Source organism: Streptomyces sp. NBC_01429 (assembly GCF_036231945.1).
Lineage (GTDB): Bacteria > Actinomycetota > Actinomycetes > Streptomycetales > Streptomycetaceae > Streptomyces.
This window is the reverse complement of the sequence record NZ_CP109599.1, coordinates 2,146,964-2,172,460: the sequence shown is the minus strand read 5'-3', so window position 1 is coordinate 2,172,460 and position 25,497 is coordinate 2,146,964. Positions and strand designations below refer to the sequence as shown.

Annotated in this window: 21 protein-coding genes; 9 read left to right on the top strand and 12 right to left on the bottom strand. The window is 71.8% G+C overall.

Translation table 11 applies throughout. From position 1 onward, the window contains the following. Positions 1-94 precede the first annotated feature (94 nt). Positions 95-1,033 (bottom strand): TetR/AcrR family transcriptional regulator C-terminal domain-containing protein, encoded by a 939-nt coding sequence (locus OG627_RS08955; protein ID WP_329063161.1) that lies wholly within the window; start codon positions 1,031-1,033, stop codon positions 95-97. A 138-nt stretch (positions 1,034-1,171) separates the two neighbouring features. Between OG627_RS08955 and OG627_RS08950 the strand changes: the two genes are divergently transcribed. Then, positions 1,172-2,827: an MFS transporter gene (locus tag OG627_RS08950; protein ID WP_443073437.1), complete on the top strand. Its 1,656-nt coding sequence runs from the start codon at positions 1,172-1,174 to the stop codon at positions 2,825-2,827. Here OG627_RS08950 and OG627_RS08945 read toward each other — a convergent pair. The 8 genes from OG627_RS08945 to glgX all read right to left on the bottom strand — a co-directional run bounded on the left by OG627_RS08945 (position 2,709) and on the right by glgX (position 14,139). Beyond that, on the bottom strand, positions 2,709-3,752 hold the full coding sequence (locus tag OG627_RS08945; protein WP_329072509.1) for a bile acid:sodium symporter family protein: 1,044 nt from the start codon (positions 3,750-3,752) through the stop codon (positions 2,709-2,711). The two genes, OG627_RS08950 and OG627_RS08945, sit on opposite strands and share 119 nt — an antisense overlap. Before the next feature lie 55 nt (positions 3,753-3,807). Beyond that, a complete protein-coding gene (locus OG627_RS08940; RefSeq protein ID WP_329063159.1) occupies positions 3,808-4,215 on the bottom strand; it encodes a hypothetical protein in 408 nt (135 codons plus the stop codon). Positions 4,216-4,273: 58 nt separating this feature from the next. Beyond that, complete coding sequence (locus tag OG627_RS08935) at positions 4,274-5,161, bottom strand: isocitrate lyase/PEP mutase family protein (protein ID WP_329063157.1); 888 nt, start codon at positions 5,159-5,161, stop codon at positions 4,274-4,276. 230 nt (positions 5,162-5,391) lie between these two features. Continuing rightward, positions 5,392-6,579, bottom strand: a complete 1,188-nt coding sequence (locus OG627_RS08930) for a DUF1266 domain-containing protein (protein ID WP_329063156.1) — start codon at positions 6,577-6,579, stop codon at positions 5,392-5,394. Then, a complete protein-coding gene (locus OG627_RS08925; protein ID WP_329063154.1) occupies positions 6,576-7,760 on the bottom strand; it encodes a DUF1266 domain-containing protein in 1,185 nt (394 codons plus the stop codon). Before OG627_RS08925 ends, OG627_RS08930 begins: the two co-directional genes overlap by 4 nt. Positions 7,761-7,854: 94 nt before the next feature. Further along, positions 7,855-9,750: an ABC transporter ATP-binding protein gene (locus OG627_RS08920; RefSeq protein WP_329063152.1), complete on the bottom strand. Its 1,896-nt coding sequence runs from the start codon at positions 9,748-9,750 to the stop codon at positions 7,855-7,857. Further along, complete coding sequence (locus tag OG627_RS08915; protein WP_329063150.1) at positions 9,750-11,615, bottom strand: ABC transporter ATP-binding protein; 1,866 nt, start codon at positions 11,613-11,615, stop codon at positions 9,750-9,752. The genes OG627_RS08920 and OG627_RS08915 overlap by 1 nt, the downstream gene beginning before the upstream one ends. A 106-nt stretch (positions 11,616-11,721) precedes the next feature. Further along, on the bottom strand, positions 11,722-14,139 hold the full coding sequence (glgX, locus tag OG627_RS08910; RefSeq protein WP_443073436.1) for a glycogen debranching protein GlgX: 2,418 nt from the start codon (positions 14,137-14,139) through the stop codon (positions 11,722-11,724). Between the two features lie 149 nt (positions 14,140-14,288). On the opposite strand from glgX, the gene OG627_RS08905 reads away from it, so the two are divergent. The 8 genes from OG627_RS08905 to OG627_RS08870 all read left to right on the top strand — a co-directional run bounded on the left by OG627_RS08905 (position 14,289) and on the right by OG627_RS08870 (position 22,836). Beyond that, positions 14,289-15,509 carry a L,D-transpeptidase gene (locus OG627_RS08905; RefSeq protein ID WP_329063149.1) on the top strand — a complete coding sequence of 407 codons (1,221 nt, stop codon included), beginning with the start codon at positions 14,289-14,291 and terminating at the stop codon, positions 15,507-15,509. Between the two features lie 383 nt (positions 15,510-15,892). After that, positions 15,893-17,074, top strand: a complete 1,182-nt coding sequence (locus OG627_RS08900; RefSeq protein ID WP_329063148.1) for a L,D-transpeptidase — start codon at positions 15,893-15,895, stop codon at positions 17,072-17,074. An 89-nt stretch (positions 17,075-17,163) separates the two neighbouring features. Next, positions 17,164-17,934 carry an enoyl-CoA hydratase/isomerase family protein gene (locus OG627_RS08895; RefSeq protein ID WP_329063147.1) on the top strand — a complete coding sequence of 257 codons (771 nt, stop codon included), beginning with the start codon at positions 17,164-17,166 and terminating at the stop codon, positions 17,932-17,934. 273 nt (positions 17,935-18,207) lie between these two features. Next, positions 18,208-18,732, top strand: a complete 525-nt coding sequence (locus OG627_RS08890; RefSeq protein ID WP_329063145.1) for an ATP-binding protein — start codon at positions 18,208-18,210, stop codon at positions 18,730-18,732. A gap of 193 nt (positions 18,733-18,925) precedes the next feature. Next, complete coding sequence (locus tag OG627_RS08885) at positions 18,926-19,732, top strand: polysaccharide deacetylase family protein (protein ID WP_329063144.1); 807 nt, start codon at positions 18,926-18,928, stop codon at positions 19,730-19,732. 8 nt (positions 19,733-19,740) lie between these two features. Further along, positions 19,741-20,967: a YncE family protein gene (locus tag OG627_RS08880; RefSeq protein ID WP_329063142.1), complete on the top strand. Its 1,227-nt coding sequence runs from the start codon at positions 19,741-19,743 to the stop codon at positions 20,965-20,967. 114 nt (positions 20,968-21,081) lie between these two features. After that, entirely contained in the window at positions 21,082-21,747 is a 666-nt protein-coding gene (locus tag OG627_RS08875) for an ADP-ribosyltransferase (RefSeq protein WP_329063140.1), read from the top strand. Positions 21,748-21,882: 135 nt separating this feature from the next. Further along, on the top strand, positions 21,883-22,836 hold the full coding sequence (locus OG627_RS08870; protein ID WP_329063138.1) for a CopD family protein: 954 nt from the start codon (positions 21,883-21,885) through the stop codon (positions 22,834-22,836). A 6-nt stretch (positions 22,837-22,842) separates the two neighbouring features. Here the strand turns inward: OG627_RS08870 and OG627_RS08865 are convergent, their stop codons facing one another. The 3 genes from OG627_RS08865 to OG627_RS08855 all read right to left on the bottom strand — a co-directional run bounded on the left by OG627_RS08865 (position 22,843) and on the right by OG627_RS08855 (position 25,450). Next, on the bottom strand, positions 22,843-23,208 hold the full coding sequence (locus tag OG627_RS08865; RefSeq protein WP_329063137.1) for a hypothetical protein: 366 nt from the start codon (positions 23,206-23,208) through the stop codon (positions 22,843-22,845). After that, positions 23,208-23,822: a type IV toxin-antitoxin system AbiEi family antitoxin domain-containing protein gene (locus OG627_RS08860; protein WP_329063135.1), complete on the bottom strand. Its 615-nt coding sequence runs from the start codon at positions 23,820-23,822 to the stop codon at positions 23,208-23,210. Before OG627_RS08860 ends, OG627_RS08865 begins: the two co-directional genes overlap by 1 nt. Positions 23,823-24,052: 230 nt before the next feature. Next, positions 24,053-25,450 (bottom strand): L-serine ammonia-lyase, encoded by a 1,398-nt coding sequence (locus OG627_RS08855; RefSeq protein ID WP_329063134.1) that lies wholly within the window; start codon positions 25,448-25,450, stop codon positions 24,053-24,055. Between the last annotated feature and the right edge of the window lie 47 nt (positions 25,451-25,497).

Here is a 25,497-nt window from a genome sequence, read left to right as displayed (position 1 = left end):
GAACGGGGGAAGAGTCGCAGCCGGGACGCCCCACTGTCAGGAGCGCGTCAACAAGTTGGCCGGAAATCGTCCGCTGCCAGAAATGACATGTTCGTTAAGCGGACGTTTCGTCGATCATCACGGCGATGCCGTCGAGGGTCAGCCGCAGCCCGAACTCGAAGAGGGTATCGAGGTCCAGATCGAACTGGTCCTGTGTGAAGAGCGTGTTGATCAGCGGATAAGCGCCGCCCGCCACGATGGCGTCGAACCGTGGCTCGTTCCGCGCGAGCCACTCCTCGTCGGACAGCCCGGTGTCCTGCCTCGCCTGGTTCTCCATGTCCGCCGCCATGGCCAGTCCCTGGACATAGGCGAAGACTGTGAGATGGCTGTGAATCATCTCGAACGGCGAGAGCCCGGTGTTCCGCAGGGTGTTCAGCACCCACTCCGTGTACGCCATGGCGTCGGGCGCGGCGGCGGGGCGGGTGAAGGAGGCCATGGCGGTGGCCAGCCAGGGGTGGCGCGCGTTCGCCCGCCACAGCCAGCGCGCCGCGTGCTCCAGACCCGCGCGCCAGTCGGCCGGTACGGGCCCCATCGGCTCCTCGCCCGAGACCGCGTCGGACATCAGCCGCACCAGCTCGGCCTTGCCGGGGACATGGCGGTAGAGCGCCATGGTCGAGGTGGCGAGCGCGGTGGCGACCCGGCGCATCGAGAGCGTGGCGAGCCCCTCGGAGTCCGCCAGTTCGATCGCGGTCCTGACGATCCGCCGCCGGTTCAGGGCCGGTTCGCCGCGCACCGGGTCCCCGGGGTTGCGGCGCGGCTGGGCGCCGGCCCGGTCGACCACCGTGCCGACGCCCGGCACGGCCCGTACCAGGCCCTCCTGGCGCAGCGCGGCCAGCGCCTTCGTGGCGGTCGCCATCGCCACCCCCCACTCCTGGGTGATCGCGCGGGTGGACGGCACGCGGTCGCCGGGGCGCAGCACGCCCGCCTCGACGCGGTCGCGGATCTCGGCGGCGATCCTGAGATAGGGCGGCAGGTAGGGCGGTTCGGTCACCACGAGCGTGAGTGTACTAGTGCGGTTGAACGGGGGTAACCGCGGTTGAGCTGGGGCGGGGAGCCCCACGGCAGCCCGGTGCACTAGGCAGGGCTGGCGGTGTACGCGCCGGGCTGCTGTGCTCCCCGTATGACCGAGGGAATGACACCCGACAGCGCACCCCACGAGAAGCACGAGCAGCACGAGAGGCACGAACAGCACGAGACACCCGGGGCGCCGGGCGCCGCGCGCGCCGGACGCCGGGAGTGGACGGCACTGGGCGTGCTGATGCTGCCGCTGCTGCTGGTCTCGATGGACGTCTCCATCCTCTACTTCGCCATCCCCGCCATCAGCGAGGACCTGCGGCCCGGCTCCACCCAGCAGTTGTGGATCCTCGACATCTACGGATTCGTGCTCGCCGGGCTCCTGATCACGATGGGCGCCCTCGGCGACCGCGTCGGCCGCCGCCGGCTGCTGCTGGCCGGCGCCGTGGTCTTCGGCGCGGCCTCGGTCGCCGCCGGATACGCGCACACCCCCGGCGCGCTCATCGTCGCGCGGGCCCTGCTCGGCGTGGGCGGCGCCTGCCTGATGCCGTCCACGCTCGCCCTGATCCGCAACCTCTTCCGCGACCCCGGGCAGCGTGCCAAGGCCATCACCCTCTGGACGACCGTGATGGCCGGCGGGGTCGCCTTCGGCCCCGTGGTCAGCGGCGCGCTGCTGGAGCACTTCTGGTGGGGCTCGGTCTTCCTGATCAACCTTCCGGCGATGACCCTGCTGCTGGTGCTCGCGCCGCTCCTGCTCCCGGAGTTCCGCTCGCCGCCGGCCGGCCGGTTCGACGTACTGAGCGCGGTGCTCTCACTCGCCGCCCTGCTGCCGCTCATCCAGGGCATCAAGGAGCTGGCCAAGAACGGCTACGAACCGCTGTCCGTGCTCGCCGTCGCCGTCGGGCTGCTGTTCGCCGCCGCCTTCCTGGTCCGTCAGCTGCGCCTCGATCATCCGATGGTCGATCTGGCGCTGGTGCGGCGGGCGGCGTACGGCGGCTCGGTGCTCGTCAATCTCCTCGCGATGGCAGCGACCGTCGGCTACGCGATCTTCCTCACCCAGTACCTCCAGTCGGTGCTCGGCAAGAGCCCGTTCGAGGCCGCGCTGTGGAGTCTGGTGCCCTCGCTCGGCGTGGTGGTCGCCGCCCCGACCGGAGCCGCCCTCGCCACCCGCGTGGACCGCGCCCATGTCATGTGCGGTGGACTGCTCCTGTCGGCCGCCGGGTTCGGCTGGCTCAGCCAGGTCCGTACGGACTCGGCGCTGTGGACCGTACTCGTCGGCTCCTCGATGTACGCGGCCGGACTGGTCACCGCGATGACCCTGGCCAACGAACTCGCCCTCGGCGCCGCCCCGCCCGAGCGCGCGGGCTCGGCGGCCGCCGTCCTGGAATCCGGCCAGGAGCTGGGCGGCGCGCTGGGCATGGCCATCCTCGGATCGATCGGAGCGGCCGTGTACAGCGCCGACATGAAGTCCGCCGCCCCCGACGCCCCGGCCGCCGCGCGCGAGACGCTCGGCGGCGCGATGTCGGCGGCCCAGCGGCTCGGCGGGGACGCCGGGGACTCCCTGCTGGCCACCGCGCGCGAGGCATTCACGCACGGCATGGGCTACGCCGGGGTGGGCGCCGCCGTGACGATGGTGGGGGCGGCGGTCCTCTCGGTCACGGTGCTGCGGCACGCGCGGGTGGGGGAGGAGGCCGGTCCGCGACAGGCCGGCGGTTCCGCGGACCGGCCGGGTGCCGAAGCGGGGACGGCGGGCGCGCCCAGCGGGACGCGATGACCGCGCACACCATCAGCTGGATCTGGTGGTAGAGCATCAGCGGAAGGATCACCGGCCCGGCCGAGGCCCCGAACAGCGCCGCCGCCATCGGCAGCCCCGTCGCCAGGCTCTTGTTGGAGCCGCAGAAGACGATGGCGACCCGGTCCTCCCGGCTGAACCCCAGCCGCAGCGCCGCGTACGACGTCGTGCCGAGGGCCAGTGCGAGCAGCGTCGCGCACACCGCGAACAGGGCGAGCAGCCGGACGGGGGTGACCTGCTGCCAGACGCCCTCCACCATGCCCCGGCTGAAGGCCGTGTAGACCACGAGCAGGATGGCGCCCCGGTCCAGCAGGCCGAGCTTCCTCTTGTGCCGGGCGACGAAGTCCCCGATCCATCGGCGGCACAACTGCCCCGCCAGGAAGGGGAGAAGCAGCTGTACGACGAGGGCCCGCGCCCCGTCCGCCGAGAAGCCCGCCGTGGCGCCGATCAGCCAGCCGGCGAGCAGCGGGGTGGCCGCCATGCCGAGCAGGCTGGAGTACGTACCGGCGCAGATCGCGGCCGGCACATTGCCCCGGGCGGTGGAGGTGAGGGCGATGGACGACTGGACGGTGGAGGGCACGACACAGAGGAAGAGCAGGCCCATGTGGAGCCGGTCGGTGAGTACGTGCGGGACGAGCCCGCTCGCGGCCAGCCCCAGCAGCGGGAAGAGGACGAAGGTGGCCGCCCCGACGAGGAGATGCAGCCGCCACTGCCGCAGGCCGTCCACCGCCTCCCGGGCCGACAGCCGCGCGCCGTACAGGAAGAACAGCAGTCCGATGGCGAGGTCGGCGCAGCCGCCGACGGCCCCGGCCGCCCGGCCCGTCGCGGGCAGCAGCGCGGCGAGCGCGACCGTACCGAGCAGGGCGAGGACGTACGGATCGACGGCCCTCCTCAGCCGGGCGGGCAGCCGGGCGGGCGGCTCGGCCCCTTGGCTCGTCCCCGGAGCCGTCCGTGACGCCGCGTCAGTCACCGTTCTCCCCCTGCCAGGGGGGATGGCCGATCAGCGGGATCCAACTGCCCGACCCGCCGCCGGCCGTACCGCCGTCGGTACCGGTGGCCGGGGGCGCGGCCGGGGCCGTGCTCTCCCCGGCCTGTACGTCGATGGCGCCGCCGCCCCCGTCGTGGTCGCTGCCCGCCGTCCCCTTGGCGCCGATCAGGAAGTTGAGCGTCCGGTCGATCTCCAGCCAGGAGTCCGCGTGGGAGTTGTCGATCACCAGGAGGCCGACGTTCCGGCCGGCGATCAGCGCGGTCGGCGGGGGAGGCTCGTCGGCCTGTGCGAGACCGGCGCCGGCGCCGCCGCAGAGGATGCCCGCGGCGACGGCGACGCCCTTGGCGGACGCGCGCGTCGGACGTGGCCCCTTCTCCGTCATGCGATGCCGGCCGGTGCCCGGCCGAAAGGGATTCGTCGACACGAGAGGGAATACCGGATCAGACCGATACCGGGACCGGGACGGATTCCGGGTCCGGGTGCCGCCCGAGGTGATGCCTGCTGATGTTCTTCTCCAGCAGTTCCGTGGAACCCTTCACCCCGATGGCGCCGGTCTCCCGGGAATCCGGGAGCCGCCCGTCGGACATCTTCAGATCGATCAGCGCGCCGTCGATCGCGCCGTGCGCGGCGAAAAGGCACGGGGTGCTGTAGATGGCCACATCGACACCCAGCTCGGAGAGTTCCGAGAGCGAGAGCCGCGGCGACTTGCCGCCCGCGATCTGATTGAACAGCAGGGGCTTGTCACCGACCACCGCGCGGATCCGGCGGATCCACTCGACGCTGCGCACCCCGTCGACGAGGATGACGTCCGCGTCGGTCCGCGACAGGGCCTCCGCGCGCCGTACGATCTCCGCCTCCTCCGTGGCGTCCGTACGGGCCACCACGAGGAGGTCCTCCCTGCTGCGCAGCACCAGGTCGAGCTTCTCCAGGTACTCCTCCAGCGGCAGGATCAGCTTGCCGTCGGCGTGCCCGCAGCGGCGGGGCCGCTTCTGGTCCTCCAGGATCACCCCGGACGCCCCGATGCTCTCCAGTTGCCGCACCACATGGCAGGCGACCTCCGGGTCCACATAGCCGTCGTCGATGTCGACGAGCATGTGGTGGTGGGGGAAGGCCATCCGGAGCCGGCCCGCGAAGGCGACCATGTCGGGCCAGGCGATGTAACCGATGTCCGGGAGCCCGTAATGCGACGCGGCGAAACCGAATCCGGAGACGAAGAATCCGTTGTAGTGCTGGGCCGCGATAGAGGCCGAGTACATGTCGTAAATTCCGATGAGCGGGGTGGTGCGAGGCGTTGCGACCGCTTCGCGCAAAGCAGTGCCGTAGCGCATGGCTCTCCCTGATGACAGAACTCGCCCGTCGCGAGTTCGGGACCTGTGCTGAATGACCTGTGCTGACGGGCAAAAGATTTGCAAGAGAACCAAGAATCGGTAATGCGACACACCGGTCACTCTCTCGATCTGGCAAAATTCGCGTATAGATCGCTATTTGCGCAAGTCGTGAAGAGACACGTATGGCATAGGGCATCTCACGAGGAGGCGACGGGAGCGGGCGGGCGGAATCAGCGCCAGGGGATGTTCCGCCACGGGCTGCCCTCGTGCTCCGTCAGGAGCCGGTGGGCCACGACGGTCTGCTCGTAGTACGAGCCGTACTCCTCGTCGTCGAAGCGCAGCACCCGGCCCAGCGCGTACGCCGCCGAGAACTCCTCCCACGAGCCGTAGGCCGACTTGCTCAGCGCCCCGGCGTACACGATCGCCTGCTCCGCCTCGTGCGGGTCGCAGAATCTGGCGGACAGCCCCCAGCGCGCCAGGTTCACCGCGCGTCCGTAGTCGTAGGCGACCGCGGTGACGACCCTGCCGTCCGGCGGCAGCAGTCCGTCCGCGCGGAACCGGGCCTCGTACCGGATGACGCGCCGCACCAGCTCCTCGATGCGCACGACCGCGTCCTGGCCCACCCCCAGGTCCTGCGCGTGGCCGGCCGCCGTCTCGCGCCACAGCTCGGCGGGCGGCGGCTCGCCGAGGCCGGTCCGCAGCTCCTCGCGCACCCGCAGGACGAAATCGGTCTCCGCCGGGCTGTTGCGCCCGTCCAGCAGGAGGTTCAACTGCTTCTGCCAGCCGGTACGTTCGGTGATGCCCCAGGAATCGCGGAGCAGTTCGCGCTCGGTGGAGTACTCGAAGCAGACCGTGCCCACCTCGTTCCACGGCACCCCGTGCCCGATCGCCAGATGCACGCCGCAGGCCAGGCCGTAGGCGAGCGGCCCGTGCAGCGCGCCGTGCCGCAGCGCGATCAGCCGGTCTCCGTCGGGGCGGTCGTGCTCCGCGTAGCAGCGCAGCCACAGCGCGCGGTGCCGGGGCGTGGCGGGCAGCAGGAGCTGGCCCGGGGTGCCGCCGTTGACGATCAGCGGCTGCCTCGGGTCCCGCCACTCGAACGTGGCGATCCACTTGAGGGTGACCCCGTGGAACACCCACTCGGGATGCCACGGCGGCAGCATGCCCCGGGTGAGCACCGGCTTGCCGACCAGCCCCGTCGCGTCCCGGTGCGGGCGCCAGGTGACCATGCCGGGCTCTGCGTCGGCCTCGGCCTTCGGCGCGCCGATGTACAGCTCCGCGCCCGCCAGCACCCGCAGTTGCGCCTCCACGTCGCCGCGCGCGCCCGCCTCGTACAGCAGCTGCTCGGTCTCCGACGGCGGCACCCAGGGCGCCGCGTACGCCGGGTGCTGGGGGAAGGGACGGGGCGGCCGCTGGTTCATGACCACGGGATGTTCCGGTAAGGGCTCGTGGGGTCCTGGGTGAGGATGCGGTGCTGGGCGAGCGACTCCTCGCGGGTGATCTCCGCCTCCTCGTCCCCGGCGTAGTGGATCACCCGGGCCAGCCCGTAGCCGAGGGAGAACTCCGCCCAGGATCCGTAGGCCCGCCGGGCGAGTTCACCGATCCGCACCACGGCCTGCCCGGCCTCCGCCGGATCGCAGTAGCGCGCGCCCAGCGCCAGCCGTACGACGTTGACGGCCCGTCCGTAGTCGAAGGCGGCCAGGGTGTCGATCCGCCCGTCCGGCGCGAGGAAGCCCTCGGCCCGGAAACGGTCCTCGCAGTCGACGACGCGCCGCAGCCACTCCTCGGCCTCCGCGAGGTCGGCGGCGGACGCGCCGCGTTGGACCAGCGCCCCCGTGACGCCGTCGGCCCACTCCTGGCGCGTCGGGGCGCGCTTCAGCCTGCGGACGAGACCGAGCCGGGTCCGCAGGACGGACTCGGGAGCACGGCCCATCAGCCGGGTGGCCATCAGCGAGTCGAGCGTCCGCCGGTAGCCGGCGCGGTGGGTGACTCCCCACGGGTCGCGCAGCCGGGCGATGTCCGTCTCGTAGTCCAGGTAGGCGGCGCCGAGCTGGTTCCAGAAGAGGCTGTTGTGCACGGCGAGATGGGCGCCGACGGCCAGACCGTGGGCCACCGGTCCGTGCGTGGGGCCGCCGCCGTGCGTCAGCAGCAGTCCGGCCGGCGGTCCGCCGGACCGCGACTCCGCCGCCGGCCACGCCTTGCGCCGCGCGGGGCGGGCGTCGACGACCGTCGCGTACGGGGTGCCAAGGTTCACCCCCAGCCACCGCTTGTCGTGGGGCCAGCGGTGGGCGAGTTCGGCGAGGGAGGTCCGCCGGAAGACCCACTCCGGATGCCAGGGCGGCACCATGCCCGAGGTCAGCACCGGGACGCAGGTACGGCCTGTCGCGGGATCGCGCTGCGACGGCAGCGCGGCGGTGTGGCCGGGGGTGTCGGCGTGCAGCCGGGCGGTGAGCAGACGGAGCCGGCCGCGCGCGAGCGCGTCGAGCACCCCGTCCCCGTCCCCGCGCGCCGCCGCCTCGCTCAGCAGCGACTCGATCCATGTCGGCGACGCCCAGCCCGTATCCGTCCCCGTGTCCGTCGCCGTTCCCGTCCCCTTTGTCACGGCCCGATCCTACGGAACGGGCCGGTGGCCCCGCCGACCCGGTGGGCCGGATCCATGCCCGCCGCCCGTCCAGGAGGCGCGCGCGATCGACGGCTCAGACCAGGCTGTCCCGCCAGGCGCGGTGCAGGTCGGCGAAGCGGCCCGTGCCCGCGATCAGGTCGGCCGGGGCGCCGTCCTCCACGACACGGCCGTGCTCCATGACCAGCACCCGGTCGGCGATCTCGACCGTGGAGAGCCGGTGCGCGATCAGCACCGCCGTACGGCCGTGCAGAACGGTGTCCATCGCGCGCTGGACCGCGCGCTCGCCCGGTATGTCGAGCGAGCTGGTCGCCTCGTCGAGGATGAGGACGGCCGGGTCGGCCAGCAACGCGCGCGCGAAGCCGACCAGTTGGCGCTGGCCCGCGGAGATGCGGCCGCCCCGTTTGCGCACGTCCGTGTCGTAGCCGTCGGGCAGGCCGCTGATGAAGTCGTGGGCGCCGATGGCCTTGGCCGCGCGCTCGATCTCCGCACGCGAGGCGTCGGGGCGGCCGACGGCGATGTTCTCGGCGACCGTGCCGGAGAACAGGAACGCCTCCTGGGTCACCATCACCACACCGCGCCGCAGTTCGGCCGTCTCCAGATCGCGCAGATCGACCCCGTCGAGCAGCACCCGGCCCTCCGTCGGATCGTAGAACCGGGCCAGCAGCTTGGCGAGCGTGGACTTGCCAGCGCCCGTCGAGCCGACCACCGCGACCGTCTGTCCGGCCGGGACCCTCAGATCGAACCGGGGCAGGACCTCCCCGCCCGTACGGTACGAGAACGCCACCGACTCGAAGACGGCCTCGCGCCCCGGGAGTTCACCGGTGAGCGCGGGCAGCGGCCGGGGGGCGGCCGGCTCGGGCACGGACGGCGTCTGGGCCAGCAGACCGGCGATCTTCTCCAGCGAGGCGCCGGCAGACTGGTACGAGTTGAGGAACATCCCCAGCCGGTCGATCGGTTCGTAGAGCCGCCGCAGATACAGCACCACCGCCGCCAGCACACCGAGCGCCAGCGTGCCGTCCGCCACCCGGTAGGCGCCCCACAGGACCAGCCCGGCGACGGTGACGTTCGCGACGAGCCGCGAACCGACCACATAGCGGGCCATCTCCAGCAGCGAGTCCCCGTTGCTCCGCTCATGGGTCCGGTTGAGCGTCAGGAACGCCGCGTCGTTGGCGCGCTCGCGCCGGAACGCCTGCACCGGCCTGATGCCGTTCATCGTCTCCGCGAACTTGACGATGACGGCGGCGATCGCGGTGGAGCGCCGGCCGAAGACCAGCGCGGACCGGCGCTGGTAGAGCCGCACCAGCAGATACAGAGGTACGAAGGAGAGCACGGCCGTCGCGCCGAGCCCCAGGTCCAGATAGAGCAGCATCGCCGAGATGTAGACGAACGACAGCACCACGCCGATGAGTTCCTGGAGGCCCTCGCTCAGCAGCTCGCGCAGGGACTCCACATCGGTGGTCGACCGGGAGATCAGCCTGCCGGAGGTGTACCGCTCGTGGAAGTCCACGCTGAGCATCTGCGCATGGCGGAAGATACGGCCGCGCAGATCGAGGAGCACGTCCTGGTTGATCCGGGCGGCGGCCCGGACGAACGCGTACTGGAACGCGCCGGAACCCAGCGCGCAGATCAGATACCCCGCGCCCACCGCGTACAGCGGGCCGTGGTCGCCGTCCCGGAAGGCCGGCACCCCCCGGTCGATGGCGTACGCGACGAGCAGCGGGCCGGTCTGGGCGGCGGCCTGCTGGAGCAGCAGAAGCAGCGCGGCAACGGCCACGCGCGTACGGCGGGTGGCCAGCAGCGACCGCAGCAGCGCGCCGGTCGCGCCGTCGGCCGTCGGCAGATCGTCGCGGACGAAGCAGTCCGGGGCGGGGGAGTCCACGACGGGCGTGGACGTGGGCGCGGGCGCCGTGGCGGACGGCCGCGCGGGCGCGGTGGCGCCGTCCGGCCCCGTACTGGTCGATGTCGTCATCACTCGCTCCCCTCAACGGCCCCGGCCCCTGCCGTGCTCTTCGCCGGGGTCTCGGCGTCCGGCGCCGCCCCGGCCATCAGCCACGCGTACTCCGTACTGCTCCGCAGCAGCTCCTGATGGGTGCCCACCGCGGCGATCCGCCCCTCCGACAGCAGCGCCACCCGGTCCGCGAGCAGCACGGTCGACGGCCGGTGCGCCACCACCAGCGCCGTGGTCTCCCGCAGGACGCGCCGCAGCGCCGCCTCCACCAGTGCCTCCGTGTGCACGTCCAGCGCGGACAGCGGATCGTCCAGCACCAGGAAGCGCGGCCGGCCCACCACCGCGCGCGCCAGCGCCAGCCGCTGGCGCTGACCGCCGGAGAGGCTGTGGCCCTGCTCGCCGACCTCGGTGCCGATCCCCTCGGGGAGATCCCTGACGAACCCCGCCTGCGCCACGTCCAGGGCCCGGTCCAGCGCGTCCTCGTCGGCGTCGGCCCTGCCCATCAGCACGTTCTCCCCGACGCTCGCGGAGAACAGCGTCGGCTCCTCGAACGCCACCGACACCAGCTCGCGCAGCCGCCGCCGCTCCATCAGGGCGATGTCCTCGCCGTCCAGGGTGATCCGCCCGGACGTCACTTCGTGCAGCCGGGGGACGAGCGCGGTCAGCGTCGTCTTGCCCGATCCGGTGGCGCCGACCAGGGCCATGGTCTCGCCGGGTCTGATGTGCAGATCTATCCCGGTCAGTACGGGCACGGACTCCGCGCCCTGGTCCTCTTCCGGATACCGGAACGAGACGCCCTCGAAGCGCAGCCCGTCCCCAACGGACGTCCCCGCCGCGGTCGCGGCGCCCGCCGCGCCCGCCCCGGTCCCCGCGGGCTCGGTCTCCTCCGGCACGTCCATCACTTCGAAGAACCGCGTGGTCGCCGTCGCCGACTCCTGGCTGATCGCCAGCAGGAACCCGATCGACTCCACCGGCCACCGCAGTGCGAGCGCGGTCGACAGGAACGCCACCAGCGTGCCCGCCGAGAGCCCGCCGTCCGCCACCTGGATCGTGCCCAGCACCAGCGCCGCGCCGATCGCCAGCTCCGGGATCGTCATGATCAGGCCCCAGATGCCCGCCAGCAGCCGCGCCTTGCCCAGCTCCGTGCCGCGCAGCCGCCGGGTGAGCGCGCGGAAGGCGAGGGACTGGCTCTGGTGGCGTCCGAAGCCCTTGATGATCCGGATGCCGAGGACCCCCTCCTCGACCACCGTCGTCAGATCACCCACCTGGTCCTGCGCCTGCCGCGCGACCAGCGCGTACCGCGCCTCGAAGAGCGAACAGAGGATGACCAGCGGGACCACGGGCGCCAGCAGCACCAGCCCCAGCGTCCACTCCTGTATCAGCAGAATGACGAAGCCGACCAGGATCGTGGTGGAGTTGACCAGCAGGAAGGTCAGCGGGAAGGCCAGGAACATCCGCAGCAGCATCAGATCCGTCGTCCCGCGCGACAGCAGCTGACCCGAGGGCCACCGGTCGTGGAAGGCCACCGGCAGCCGTTGCAGATGACGGTAGAGATCGGCCCGCATCGCCGCCTCCACCCCGGCCAGCGGCCTGGCCACCAGCCAGCGGCGCAGGCCGAACAGCACCGCCTCCACGATCCCCAGCGCCAGCAGCACCAGCGCCCCCAGCCAGACACCTCCGGGGTCCCGGTCGGTGACCGGACCGTCCACCATCCACTTCAGCACGAGCGGGATCACCAGGCCGAGGCAGGACGCGACGACCGCCACGAACGCCGCGCCGAAGAGACGCCCGCGCACCGGCCGTACGTACGGCCAGAGCCGCAGCAACGTGCGCACGGCGGACGGTTTCCGGGAGGCAGCGTCGGTGGCTGCGTATGTATCGGTCATCAGGGGCGAGCCTACGGTTCACCACTGACATGGCTCACGGGGTTTTCCACAGGCGGCGGCCGAAGCCATACCTTCATACCGGTTGTTCGGACACTCACCCCGCGTCCTACGCGCACACCCGGAACAGCAGCACCGACCGCCCCGGGACCCTCACCGCCGCCCCCGCCTCGTACACCGTCCCCGGCGGCTTCGTCTGGTCCTCCCGCGCCGTGTCGACCACCAGCTCGTACGCCCGCGCCCACGGCGCCCCCGGCAGGACGAAGTCCCGGTCCCGGTCGCACGCGTGCAGCACGGTCAGGAAGCTGTCGTCCGTGATCCGGGCCCCGCGCTCGTCCCGCCCCGGGATGTCCCGCCCGGACAGGAAGAGCCCCAGCGTCGTGGCCGGCGCGTACCAGTCCCGCTCCGTCATCTCCGTGCCGCACGGCGTGAACCACGCCAGATCCGCCAGCCCGTCCGGGTCGCGCGGACGGCCCGAGAAGAAGGCGCGCCTGCGCAGTACGGGATGGGCCCGGCGCAGCGCGAGCAGCCGGGTGGTCAGCCGGTGCAGCCCCGCCCCCGGTCCCGCCGGGTCCGCCAGCAGCGACCAGTCGAGCCAGCTCACCTCGTTGTCCTGGCAGTACGCGTTGTTGTTGCCGCGCTGCGTGCGGCCCATCTCGTCGCCCGCGACCAGCATCGGGACGCCCGTGGAGACCAGCAGGGTGGTCAGCAGATTGCGCAGCTGCCGGCGCCGCAGCGCGTTGACGCGCGCGTCGTCGCTCTCGCCCTCCACCCCGCAGTTCCAGGCCCGGTTGTCGTCCGTCCCGTCCCGGTTGCCCTCGCCGTTGGCCTCGTTGTGCTTGTGCTCGTACGAGACGAGGTCGCGCAGCGTGAAGCCGTCGTGCGCGGTGATGAAGTTGACGGAGGCGTACGGCCGCCTCCCGCCCCACGCGTACAGGTCGCTCGACCCGGAGAGCCGGTAGCCGAGGTCCCGTACGTCGGGCAGGGCGCCGCGCCAGAAGTCCCTTACGGCGTCGCGGTAGCGGTCGTTCCACTCCGTCCACAGCGGCGGGAACGCGCCCACCTGGTAGCCGCCGTTGCCCACGTCCCACGGCTCGGCGATGAGCTTCACCCGGCGCAGCACCGGGTCCTGGGCGATGACGGCGAGGAACGGCGAGAGCATGTCGACGTCGTGCATGGAGCGCGCGAGCGCCGCCGCCAGATCGAAGCGGAAGCCGTCGACGCCCATCTCCGTCACCCAGTAGCGCAGCGAGTCGGTGATCAGCCGCAGCACGTTCGGCTGCACCACGTGGAGGGTGTTGCCGCACCCCGTGTAGTCCGTGTAGCGGCGGGCGTCGGAGGGCAGCCGGTAGTAGCCGCGGTTGTCGATCCCGCGCAGCGAGAGCGTCGGCCCCAGCTCCCCGGCCTCCGCCGTGTGGTTGTAGACGACGTCCAGGATCACCTCGATCCCGGCCGCGTGCAGCGCCCGCACCATCGCCTTGAACTCCGTGACCTGCCGGCCGCGGGTGGAGCCCGCCGCGTAGCCCGCGTGCGGCGCGAAGTAGCCGATGGAGTTGTAGCCCCAGTAGTTGCGCATCCCGCGCCGGAGCAGATGCTCCTCGTGGGCGAACTGGTGCACGGGGAGCAGCTCCACCGCCGTCACCCCCAGCTCCCGCAGATACGCGATCGCCGCCGGGTGCGCGAGCCCCGCGTACGTACCGCGCAGCTCCTCGGGGATGCCCGGATGGCGCTGGGTGAAGCCCTTCACATGCAGCTCGTAGATGACCGAGTCGGCCCACGGCGTCTTGGGCCGCCGGTCGTCGGCCCACTCGTCGCCGGGCGCCTCGTCGTGGACGACGACGCCCTTGGGGACGTACGGGGCCGAGTCGCGTTCGTCGCGCACCGTGTCGGCGACATTGCCCTGCGGCCAGTCGCGGACATGGCCGTAGACCTCCGGCGGGAGGCCGAACTCGCCGTCGACCGCGCGGGCGTACGGGTCGAGCAGCAGCTTCGCCGGATTCCAGCGGGCGCCGGTCCAGGGGTCCCAGCGGCCGTGCACCCGGAACCCGTAGCGCCGGCCGGGGCGGACACCGGGCACGAAGCCGTGCCAGATCTCATGGGTCAGCTCGGTCAGCGGCAGCCGGATCTCGGTCCCGGGACCGTCCGCTCCGGCGCCCGGCCGGCCGTCTACGTCCCCGTTCCCGTCCCCGTTCCCGTCCCCGTCCCCGTCCCCGTCCTCCTCCGGGCCGAAGAGGCACAGCTCGACCGCCTCGGCGCCGCCCGCCCAGAGCGCGAAGTTGGTGCCCGCCACACCGTCGGGGCCCACCCGGTAGCGCGCCCCGAGGGGGGTCGGGGCCCCCGGCCAGACCTCGGGGGGCGCGGTGCGGGACCGCTCGTGGTGGCCGGTCCGGCTGATCCCGGGAGGCGCCTCGGGCCGTTGGGCCCCTGGCGCGGCGCGCTCCTCGTCCCGTACTCCGTCCCGTACCCCGTCGCGCGGCCCCTCCTCCTCTTCCCCTCGCACTGCCTCCTGCTCGGCTGCGCTCGCCACTGACCGGCCTCCCGCGGCTCGACGGCCCCGCGGGTCGGAGCGCGCGGCGTCCCGGCCGCGGCTCGCCCAATGGGGTCCTTCTCCTGTTCTGCCCGCAACAGGGCCCGCCCTCACGTTTCCCCCGGAGGGGGGTGGTCGTTGGGACGAGCGTGAGAAACGTAACGAAGCGGGCAGGGGCGGGCGCAGCCACCGTCCTGACATGGGCAGGACTGGTGGCCGTACTGGCCTTACTGTCGGGATGCACCGGCGGAGCAACCTTCACTGAAGGCAAGTCGCGGGGGGCCGGCGACACCATCGCCATCACCCCGAAGGACGGCGCCAAGGGCATCGGCCGTACGGATCCGGTCGAGGTGACGGTGCCAGACGGCCGACTGGAACGGGTCAGGGTGACCCAGATCGAGGACGCCCAGCCGAGGGAACTGTCCGGAGAGATCTCCGAGGACGGCCGCTCCTGGACCCCCCGGAGCGGCGCGCGGGTCGCGCTCGCCGCCAAGTACAGCGTGGACGCGGTGGCCGTCGATGCAGCGGGCCGCCGCTCGGCCCGCCACACCACCTTCACGACGGCGGTGCCCACGGACCGGTTCATCGGCTACTTCTCCCCGGAGAACCGCTCGACCGTCGGTACCGGCATGATCATTTCCTTCGATTTCAACCGTAGGATCCGGGACCGCGTCGCCGTCGAACGCGCCATCAAGGTGACGGCCGATCCGGCGGTGGAGATCGAGGGCCACTGGTTCGGCGACCAGCGCCTGGACTTCCGGCCCAGGGAGTACTGGGAGCCGGGCACCGAGGTCACCGTCGAACTGGCCCTGCGGGACGTCCAGGCCGCACCGGGCGTCTTCGGCATCCAGCACAAGACCTTCGGGTTCACGGTCGGCCGCTCCCAGGTCTCGCTGGTCGACGCGGAGAAGCACACCATGGAGGTACGGCGCGACGGCGACCTGCTGTCGACCGTACCGATCACGGCGGGCGCCCCGAAGAACACCACGTACAACGGGAAGATGGTGGTCACCGAGTTGTACGACGTCACACGCATGGACGGCAGGACGGTCGGGTTCGGCGGCGAGTACGACATCAAGGACGTGCCGCACGCCGTGCGGCTCACCACCTCGGGGACCTTCCTGCACGGCAACTACTGGGCGGACTCGGAGACCTTCGGCTCGGAGAACGTCAGCCACGGCTGCGTCGGGCTGCGGGACGTCAAGGGCGGCGGCCCCGACACCCCGGCGGGCTGGTTCTTCGAGCGGACCCTGATCGGCGACGTCGTGGAGGTGGTCAACTCCAAGGACCGCACGGTCGCCGCCGACAACGGGCTCGGCGGCTGGAACCTCGACTGGAACCGGTGGCGCGCGGGCTCGGCCCTTCGCTGACCGTTCCCCGATCTCCCCTCTGCCGGCTCCCCGCCCGCCTTGATCGTTCCGCCCGCCCGCACGGGCCTGATGGGCCGTCATACCGCCTTGACCTGCGCCGTCCCGGGCCGGTTGGGACCGAATAGTGACATTCCGCAGGTCTGTGTCACGCCTCCGGTGTGGTTATCTAACGCCGTGCGCGTGCACTGGACGCGCAGGAGTGCGGGCCGTGGCGGGGCCAGGCCGTGCGAGGGGAGACGACCATGGGGAACGGGCTGCCGATATCGGGGGCTTCCGAAGCGTGTCCGGGTGACCGGGGAGCGGGCGGAGCACCGGAACGGCGAATACGGCAGGCGCGGCCGGTACGGCGCGGACGACGGGGGACCGGGGTGCCGGCCCTCCTGATGGGAGCCCTGCTCCTGCTGGTCACCGCGTGCGGCGGCGGAGGCGGGAGCGAGGGCTCCGGCAGCGGCGACGGCGGCAAGGGCGACGGCAAGGGCGCGTCGAAGGTCGGCAACGCCGCGTCGGTGGCGGTGGTGACCGTCGCGCCGAAGGACAAGGCCGACGACGTGGCCACCACCGGCGCCCTCAAGGTCTCCGCCACCGACGGCAAGCTGACCTCGGTCGAGGTCCAGGACGACAAGGGCGAGCCCGTCGAGGGCAAGCTCGCCGCCGACGGCGCGACCTGGGAGCCGCTCCAGCACCTGGCCGGCGCCACCAAGTACCGGGTGCACGCGACAGCCAAGGACGACGACGGCCGCGAGTCCGCCAAGGACACCACCTTCACCACCCTCGTACCGAAGAACACCTTCATCGGTCAGTACACCCCTGAGGACGGCTCCACGGTCGGCGTCGGGATGCCGGTCTCCCTCAACTTCACCCGGGGCATCACCGAACCGGAGGCCGTGGAGAAGGCGATCACCGTGACGGCGAAGCCGTCCGTGCCGATCGAGGCCCACTGGTTCGGCAACGACCGGCTGGACTTCCGCCCCGAGAAGTACTGGGCCGCCGGTACGAAGGTGACGGTCAAGCTCAACCTCGACGGCGTCGAGGGCCGCCCCGGGGTCTACGGCAAGCAGGCCAAGTCCTTCTCCTTCACCATCGGCCGCAGCCAGATATCCACCGTGGACGCGAGCGCGAAGACGATGAAGGTGGTCCGCGACGGCAAGCTCATCAAGACGATCCCGATCACGGCGGGCGCCCCCTCGACCACCACGTACAACGGCCAGATGGTCATCAGCGAGAAGTACGCGGTGACCCGGATGGACGGCGCGACGGTGGGCTTCGGCGGCGAGTACGACATCAAGGACGTGCCGCACGCCATGCGCCTGTCCACCTCGGGCACCTTCATGCACGGCAACTACTGGGCCTCCGCAGGCACCTTCGGCTCCGCGAACGTCAGCCACGGCTGCGTGGGGCTGCGGGACATCCGGGGCGGCGGCGACAACGGCACGCCTTCGGCGTGGATGTACAACGCCTCGATCATCGGCGACGTGGTGATCGTGAAGAACTCGAACGACAAGCAGATCGCCCCGGACAACGGCCTCAACGGCTGGAACATGTCCTGGGCGGAGTGGACCGCGTAGACCTCGCGCCACCGGGGTGGCGAGCGGGCCCGGAACGCGGTGGGACCGCGCGCCGGGCCCGATGTCGTGAGCGGGCGTTAACCTGCGGTATGGCCTATGTGAACCTGGAAGTCTCCGGCGGCGTCGGTACGATCCGGCTCGACCGCCCTCCGATGAACGCGCTCGACACCTCCATCCAGGACCGGCTGCGCGAGCTGGCCGAGGAGGCGGGGCGGCGGGACGACGTGCGCTCCGTGATCCTCTACGGCGGCGAGAAGGTCTTCGCGGCCGGCGCCGACATCAAGGAGATGCGGCGGATGGACCACGCGGCGATGGTCGTGCGCTCCCGGGCGCTCCAGGAGTCGTTCACCGCCGTGGCCCGTATCCCCAAGCCCGTCGTCGCCGCGGTCACCGGCTACGCGCTGGGCGGCGGCTGCGAGCTGGCGCTCTGCGCCGACTTCCGGATCGCCGGGGACAACGCGAAGCTCGGCCAGCCGGAGATCCTGCTCGGGCTGATCCCGGGCGCGGGCGGCACCCAGCGGCTCGCCCGGCTGATCGGCCCGTCGCGGGCCAAGGACCTCATCTTCACGGGCCGTCAGGTCAGGGCGGACGAGGCGCTGACGATCGGTCTGGTCGACCGGGTGGTCCCGGCGGCGGAGGTGTACGAGCAGGCGCACGCCTGGGCCGCCAAGCTCGCCCAGGGCCCGGCGCTGGCGCTGCGCGCCGCCAAGGAGTCGGTGGACGCGGGCCTGGAGACCGATCTGGAGAGCGGGCTCGCGATCGAACGCACCTGGTTCGCCGGGCTGTTCGCCACCGAGGACCGCGAGCGCGGGATGCGGTCGTTCGAGGAGGAGGGGCCGGGCAAGGCCAAGTTCCTCTGAGAGCGGACCCGTTGGACACGCAGTGTGTTCATGTGGGATACGCGGAGTCGTCACGTCAACTCGACGACCGACTTAGCCGGGCCTTAAGACGACCTTAAGCAATTCGCCGAAATAACACCCGGTGATCATTTTGACGCTTGTCGTTACCGCAGGTCAGAATAGGTCAGTGGGTATCAGCACTGCCACCGGCATATGCGTTGAAGGCCCCCCGGAGTCACTCGTTCCGGGGGGTCGATTCCCCCGGAACGCCCCCGGAAATGGCTCTGTGCGGCCATGATGGGAGACATGGCGGGCCTGGAGGATGTGGAGCAGCCGCGGCGGCGCGGCAGCGCGACCGCTGGGCGGTGGATACCGTCCGGCGAGGACGAACAGGCGCTCAGGGCGCTGGAATTGTTCGGCAATCCGACCGAGGCGGAAGTCCGGTTACCCTCCCGGCCCGAATCCGCCTCGGCCGCCCGCAGGATCACTCACTCGGTGGTGCTGCGTCAGTGGGCGCTCTCGCCCCAGACCGCGGAGCACGCGGTGCTGCTCGTCTCGGAACTCGTCGGCAACGCCGTACGCCACACCGGGGCCCGGGTCTTCGGGTTACGGATGCTGCGCAGACGCGGCTGGATCAGGATCGAGGTGCGCGATCCCTCGCGCGGGCTGCCGTGCCTGATGCCGGTGCGCGAGATGGACACCAGCGGGCGCGGACTCTTCCTGGTGGACAAGCTCTCCGACCGCTGGGGAGTGGACCTGCTGCCGCGCGGCAAGACGACCTGGTTCGAGATGCGGATCTCCGACCGCCAGTCGCCCTGAGCCCCGGCCGACGCCCCGGCCCACGTCCCGGCCCGACGCCCCGGCTGTCCCGCGGCCCCGGCCCACGTCCCGGCTGCCCCGGTGATCCGCCCGGAGCAATCCCGCGAGCCCGCGAAGCCGCCAAAAGAGTCAATCGTTCTCCTACGCGCTCCTTCCCCCTCGAATTCGCGCTTCTTGCCCCTTAAATGGGGGCGTGATCCCGATCGACCGTCGCAGTGCACTGCGCGCAGCAGCGGGAGCGGCCGTCGCGGGCGCCCTCGCCACCGGCTGTACGGACGGCACGTCCGACTCCGTACCCGCTTCCGCCGCCCCGTCAGGCTCCCCGTCCGCCAACGGCTCCAGCTCCGGCGGGTCACGTCCCGTCGCCAAGTCCGCCCCCGCGCCCCGGCGTTTTCCGGGCCGTCCCGTCGAGATCGCGCACGGCCCCCGGGACCGGCCCCGGGTCGCCCTCACCTTCCACGGCCAGGGCGACCCCGCCACCGCCACCGCCCTGCTGGCCGAGGCGGAGCGCGCCGGAGCCCGGGTCACCGTCCTCGCCGTCGGCGAATGGCTCGACGAACATCCCGCGCTCGCCCGCCGGATCCTCGACGGCGGCCACGACCTCGGCAACCACACGCTGCACCACACCGACATCTCCGAGATGGACGAGGCGCGGGCGTACGCGGAGATCACCGGCTGCGCCGATCGGCTGCGCCGGCTCACCGGCTCCATCGGCACCTGGTTCCGCCCCTCGCGCACCCAGCACGCCACCCCGCTCGTGCGGCGGCTCGCCGCGCGGGCCGGCTACCCGCACGTCCTCTCCTACGACGTCGACTCCCTCGACTTCACCTCGCCCGGCGCCACCGCCGTCACCCGTACCGTCACCGAAGAGATCCGCAACGGCTCGGTGGTGAGCCTGCACTTCGGCTACGCGGACACGGTGGCCGCACTGCCCGCCCTCCTCGACGCACTGGAACGCCGCGGCCTGCGCGCGGTGACGACCACGGAGCTGCTGACCTGATGCACCGGATGCCGCCCCCCGCCGGGCCCTCCCGCACCCCCCGAACCTCGCGCGCCTTCCCCGCCACGCGCGCCTCGGCGCCGGCGCTGGCCGCCGTCCTCGCGCTCCTGGCGGGCTGCGGCGGCGCCGACGACGCCGCGCCGACGGAGAGGGCCGCGACCAAGGCCGCCGTCCGCCCGGCCGTCCCCCGGGCGACGGCGCCGCCCGGGCTGCCCGGCATGCCGCCGGTGCAGGACCCCAAGGACGTCTACGCCGCCGACCGGCCGGGGATGCTCTCACCCGTCGTACGGGGCTTCCCCTCCCGGGTCTACGTCCCCAACACCAACTCCGACACCGTCTCCGTCATCGATCCGGCGACGTACAAGGTCATCGACACCATCGACGTCGGCCGGCAGCCGCAGCACGTCGTCCCGTCCTGGGACCTCAAGACCCTCTGGGTCAACAACAACCGCGGCCATACGCTCACTCCGATCAACCCCGCCACCGGCGAGGCGGGCGAGCCCGTCGACGTGCACGACCCGTACAACCTGTACTTCACGCCCAACGGCAAGTACGCCGTCGTCATGGCCTCGCTCGACCGCGAACTGGTCTTCCGCGACCCGCACACCATGGAGATCAAGAAGACCGTGCCGGTCACCTGCGCCGGCGTCAACCACGCGGACTTCTCCGCCGACGGCCGGTACTTCATCGTCTCGTGCGAGTTCTCCGGCGAACTCCTCAAGGTCGACACGGAGAAGATGGAGGTCATCGGCCAGCAGGAGCTGCCCTTCGACGGCGCGATGCCGCAGGACGTGAAGATGTCGCCCGACGGCAAAACGTTCTACATCGCGGACATGATGGCGCACGGCATGTGGGTGCTGAACGGCGAGAAGTTCACCACCCCCAAGCTGCTGCCCACGGGCGAGGGCTGCCACGGGCTGTACGTCAGCCGCGACTCCAAGGAGATGTACGTCTCCAACCGGGGCGAGGGCACCATCTCGATCTTCGACTTCACCAAGAACCGGCTGACCAAGAAGTGGCACCTGCCCGAGGGCGGCAGCCCCGACATGGGCGGCGTCTCGGCCGACGGCAAGGTCCTGTGGCTGGCCGGGCGTTACGACTCCGAGGTGTACGCGATCGACACCGCCACCGGCAAGCAGCTCGCCCGGATCCCGGTGGGCGGCGGCCCGCACGGACTGGCGGTCTACCCGCAGCCCGGCCGCTACTCCCTGGGCCACACGGGAGTCTTCCGCTGACCCGACCCGCCGTTGACCCAACTCGCCGTGCCCCGGGCAGCGTTCCGGTCCGACACGCCCCCGAAGGGGTGGCGGTCCACGGCCCGCCGCCGTACGGCGTGGAGGGTGCATCCCATGATCGCCTCACGAAACCGGCGGCGGGCCGCCGCGCTCGCCCTGTCCGTCTGCGCCGTACTCCTCCCGGCCTCCGCGTCCGCCACCACGTCGGACGCCACGGGGGACCCGGCGCCCCCCGCTGAGCCCGCCGGGACCGTTCAGCCCGCCGGGACCGCCGAGGCGCCCCGGGCGGCCGACCTCTGTCCGCCCGTCACCGACCCGCTGTTCGCCGCGGCGGACCGCAGCGTCGAGGCGGACCGCATCAGCCCGGCGCCGACCTGGCGCACCAACTGCAAGCAGCTCTACCGCGCGGAGAGCCGGGCGCCGGAGATCGTCTTCGAGCAGGGCTTCCTGCCGAAGGCGCCGGTCAACGGCCAGTACGACGTGGAGAAGCACGTCCTGGCCGGCCAGGACTCGCCGTACGTCTCCGCGACCCACGACCACGACCTGTACAAGCAGGAGAGCGTGAGCGGCTTCAACTACTACATCGACGCTCCCGGCGGGATCGATGTGAACAGGACGATCGGCGCCACCCACAAGGCGGCCCACCGGGAGGAGGTCGCCTTCCCCGGCGGTGTCTCGCGTGAGCTGATCGTCGGTGTCTGCCCGGTCGACAGGGCGAAGAAGACCGAGATCATGGCCGAGTGCCAGGACAACCCGCACTACAAGCCCTGGCGCGGCTGAGCCCTGCCGGGACCGGAGGCCGCCTTCCTCCTGGAACGCCCGCGCCCGGTGGGCGTTCCGGTCCCTTCCGGCCCTGCGTACGGCATCTGCCGTAGTCGCGTTGCGAGTGATCGACCGGGATAAGAGGATCAACCGGTGATATTCCCGGAACCGTCCGCCGAGGACACCACCCGCTCCGTACCGCGCAGGGCCACCCTCACGGCGGGTCTCGCCACCGGGGCCGCCCTGCTCGCGCTCCTCGTCGCGCTGCTCGGCGCGGGCATCGCCGCGCGGGGCACCGGAGAGCTGCGGATACCCGCGGCGGGTGCGACGACCGTCCTGCGCGTCGCCGTCTTCGCCGCCCTCGCACTGCACCTCGGCGAGCTGGCGGGCATCCGGCTGGCCCGTACCGGCCCCCTCCCGCGGAGTTGGGCGCTCGCCGCCGCGCTCACCGGAGCGGGCGCCGCCGCCGGACAGATCCTGCTGCTGGCCGCCGTCAGCGGCCTCGGCCTCACCGAGGTGTACGGGACGGTCGAGGGCCGCCTCCTGCTCGTCATGGCCAACGGCTTCCTGCTGGCCGCCGGGTGCGTGGCGCTGAACCGCCCGCCGCTGGCCGTGGTTCCGCTCGCCGTGGTGGTCGGCGCCGAGGCGCTCCGGGCGCACCCGGAGCCGTACACCCCGCTGCTGGGCGCCGCGCTCACCGTCGTCCACCTCGGCGCCGCCGCCCTGTGGACCGGCGGGCTGCTGCACGCGCTGCGCACCATGCGGCTGCGGCGCGCTGACCCGGCCGGCGCCCGGGAGGTACTGGCGCGCTACGCCCGGCTCGCGGGCCGCCTCTTCGCCGCGCTCGTCCTCACCGGCACGCTCTCCACGCTGCGCAGGCTGCCCGTCGATGTCGTCCTCACCACGGCCTACGGCCGCGTCCTGATCGCCAAGCTGCTGCTCGTCGGGGTGGTCGCCGCCCTCGCCCTGGCCGCCCGCCGCCGACTGCGCCGCGCGGCCGACGCCACCGGCCCGGCCCGCGTCGAACTGGCCGTACTCGCGCTGGTCCTGCTGGTCTCGGCGATCCTGACGGTCGTTCCCGACCCGCACTGGCTCAGCACACGGTGAGGTTCCTCAGGCGCCGGACAGCCCCTCGGCCGCGTTTCGCCCGGCGTCGGCGGTACGGCGGAGGAGGTCGGCGAGCCGTTCGGTGGTGAGACGATGCCGGAGGATCTTGCCGGTGCAGGTACGGGGGAGCTCCCGCACCGGTTCGATCAGGCGGACGCGGCGCTGCGGCGACACCTGCCGGGCGACGTGGGCGAGCAGGCCTTGAGGACGAAGTGTTCGCGGCCGAGGGGGGGATGTGGCCAGGCGGTAGAGGAAGCGTTCGAGGACGTCCTCGACCATGATCTCGTCTGTTGACCGGCTGGTGCGTCGGGCCAGGTTGCGCAGGTCGTTGTAGACGCGGCCGGCTGTGGTGTCACGCGTGGGGCTGGCCATCAGGCGAGCACTGCCTCAACGGCAGGGCGGATGAGGGGGAGCGCACTCAACTCGCGCGCGACGTGCTGGAGTTCGCCGACGTTATGGCGTCCGCCCTGGCGCAGATAGCGGCCGAGCGCGGACAGGGCGAGGGTTTCGCCGATGCGGCTGCGGTGTCGCATTGCGTCGATGACGCTGCGGGCGGCGCTGTACACGGGGATGGTTTCTTCTGGGGCTGCTTCGAATCGTTCGACGCCGAGGGCGAAGGTCGTCGGGGCGTACTGCGCCACTACGGTGGGCGGGTAGGAGATCGTGGGGCGGCGTGTACCGCGCGGCACGGCGATGTGTACCGCTGTAGGGATGTCGTCGATGAGTTCGTGCAGGGCCAGGGCGGACTCACCGCACACGACGGCACGCGGAGCCCGCGCGCACACGGCCAGCAGATCGGCGTGCGCCGTCTCTGGTGCGTCTGCCCGTCGGTAGACCCCCCGGGACAGTCTGTCGATCTCTCCCGCCGCGACCAAGGACGTCAGATCACGGGGGGAAAGCAGGGCCTGACGTGCCTGTGCCGTCGTGAACGTGGGGGCGAGGCCGGTCAGTCGCTGCTCCAGGCGTGAGGTCTCCGCAGCACTCATGTATCGAATGGTACCCCTGTGGTGGCCTTAGGGGATCGATTTGATACAACCTCGTGGTTGTCGGCAGCCTGTGCGAAGCGGAGCAGTAATTGCTGGGTGTTGCGATTCCCCAGGTCAGGCGCCTGTCCCGTGGAACAACCCAGGGACTTTTCAGGGACTTTCCGCCGCGTGAGCGGGGAAGGCCCTGACAGCGCCGAAAGATACGAACGCGCTGGTCAGGGCCCATCTGCCTAGCACTCGATGATGTTCACCGCGAGCCCGCCGCGCGCGGTCTCCTTGTACTTCACGGACATGTCGGCGCCGGTCTCCTTCATCGTCTTGATGACCTTGTCGAGGGAGACCTTGTGACTGCCGTCGCCCCGCAGGGCCATCTTCGCCGCCGTGACGGCCTTGACCGCCGCCATGCCGTTGCGCTCGATGCAGGGGATCTGGACGAGGCCGCCGACCGGGTCGCAGGTGAGGCCGAGGTTGTGCTCCATGCCGATCTCGGCGGCGTTCTCGACCTGTTCCGTCGAGCCCCCGAGGACCTCGGCGAGGGCGCCGGCGGCCATGGAGCAGGCGGAGCCGACCTCGCCCTGGCAGCCGACCTCGGCGCCGGAGATGGAGGCGTTCTCCTTGAAGAGCATGCCGATGGCGCCGGCCGCGAGGAGGAAGCGGACGACGTTGTCGTCCTTCTCCGTCTCGGTGGCGCCGCCCGCCGCGAAATTCATGTAGTAGTGCAGGACCGCCGGGATGATGCCGGCGGCGCCGTTGGTGGGGGCGGTGACGACGCGGCCGCCCGCGGCGTTCTCCTCGTTGACGGCCATGGCGTAGAGCGTGATCCACTCCATGGCGTGGGTCTGCGGGTCGCCCTCGGCGCGCAGCTGGCGGGCCGAGTGGGCGGCGCGGCGGCGGACCTTGAGGCCGCCGGGGAGGATGCCCTCGCGGGACATGCCGCGTGCGACGCACGCCTGCATGACGCGCCAGATCTCCAGCAGACCGGCGCGGATCTCGTCCTCGGTGCGCCACGCCTTCTCGTTCTCCAGCATCAGCGCGGAGATCGACAGACCGGTGTCGGCGGAGAGCCGCAGCAGCTCGTCGCCGGTCCGGAAGGGGTGCTTCAGCACGGTGTCGTCGGGGACGATGGGGTCCTTGGCCGTGCCGTCCGTGTCGAGCACGGTCTCGTCCACGACGAAGCCGCCGCCCACCGAGTAGTACGTCTTCTCCAGCAGCGCGCCCCCGTCGGCGCCGTACGCCGCGAGCGTCATGCCGTTGGCGTGGTACGGCAGGGCCTTGCGGCGGTGCAGGACGAGGTCCTCGTCGGCGTCGAAGGCGATCTCGTGCATGCCGAGCACCTGGAGCCGGCCGCTGGTGCGGATACGTTCCGCCTCGGCGTCGGCGTTCTCCACGTCGACCGTACGGGGGGAGTTGCCCTCCAGGCCCAGCAGGACGGCCTTGGGGGTGCCGTGGCCGTGGCCGGTCGCGCCGAGGGAGCCGTACAGCTCGGCCCGGATCGAGACCGTATGGGCGATCAGGCCCTCGTTCTTCAGGCGGCGGGCGAACATCCGGGCCGCGCGCATGGGGCCGACCGTGTGCGAGCTGGACGGGCCGATACCGATCGAGAACAGGTCGAAGACCGAGATGGCCACGGTGGGACTCCTTGTTGCCGGTTGGCGGACGCCGTTGCCCGCCGGGG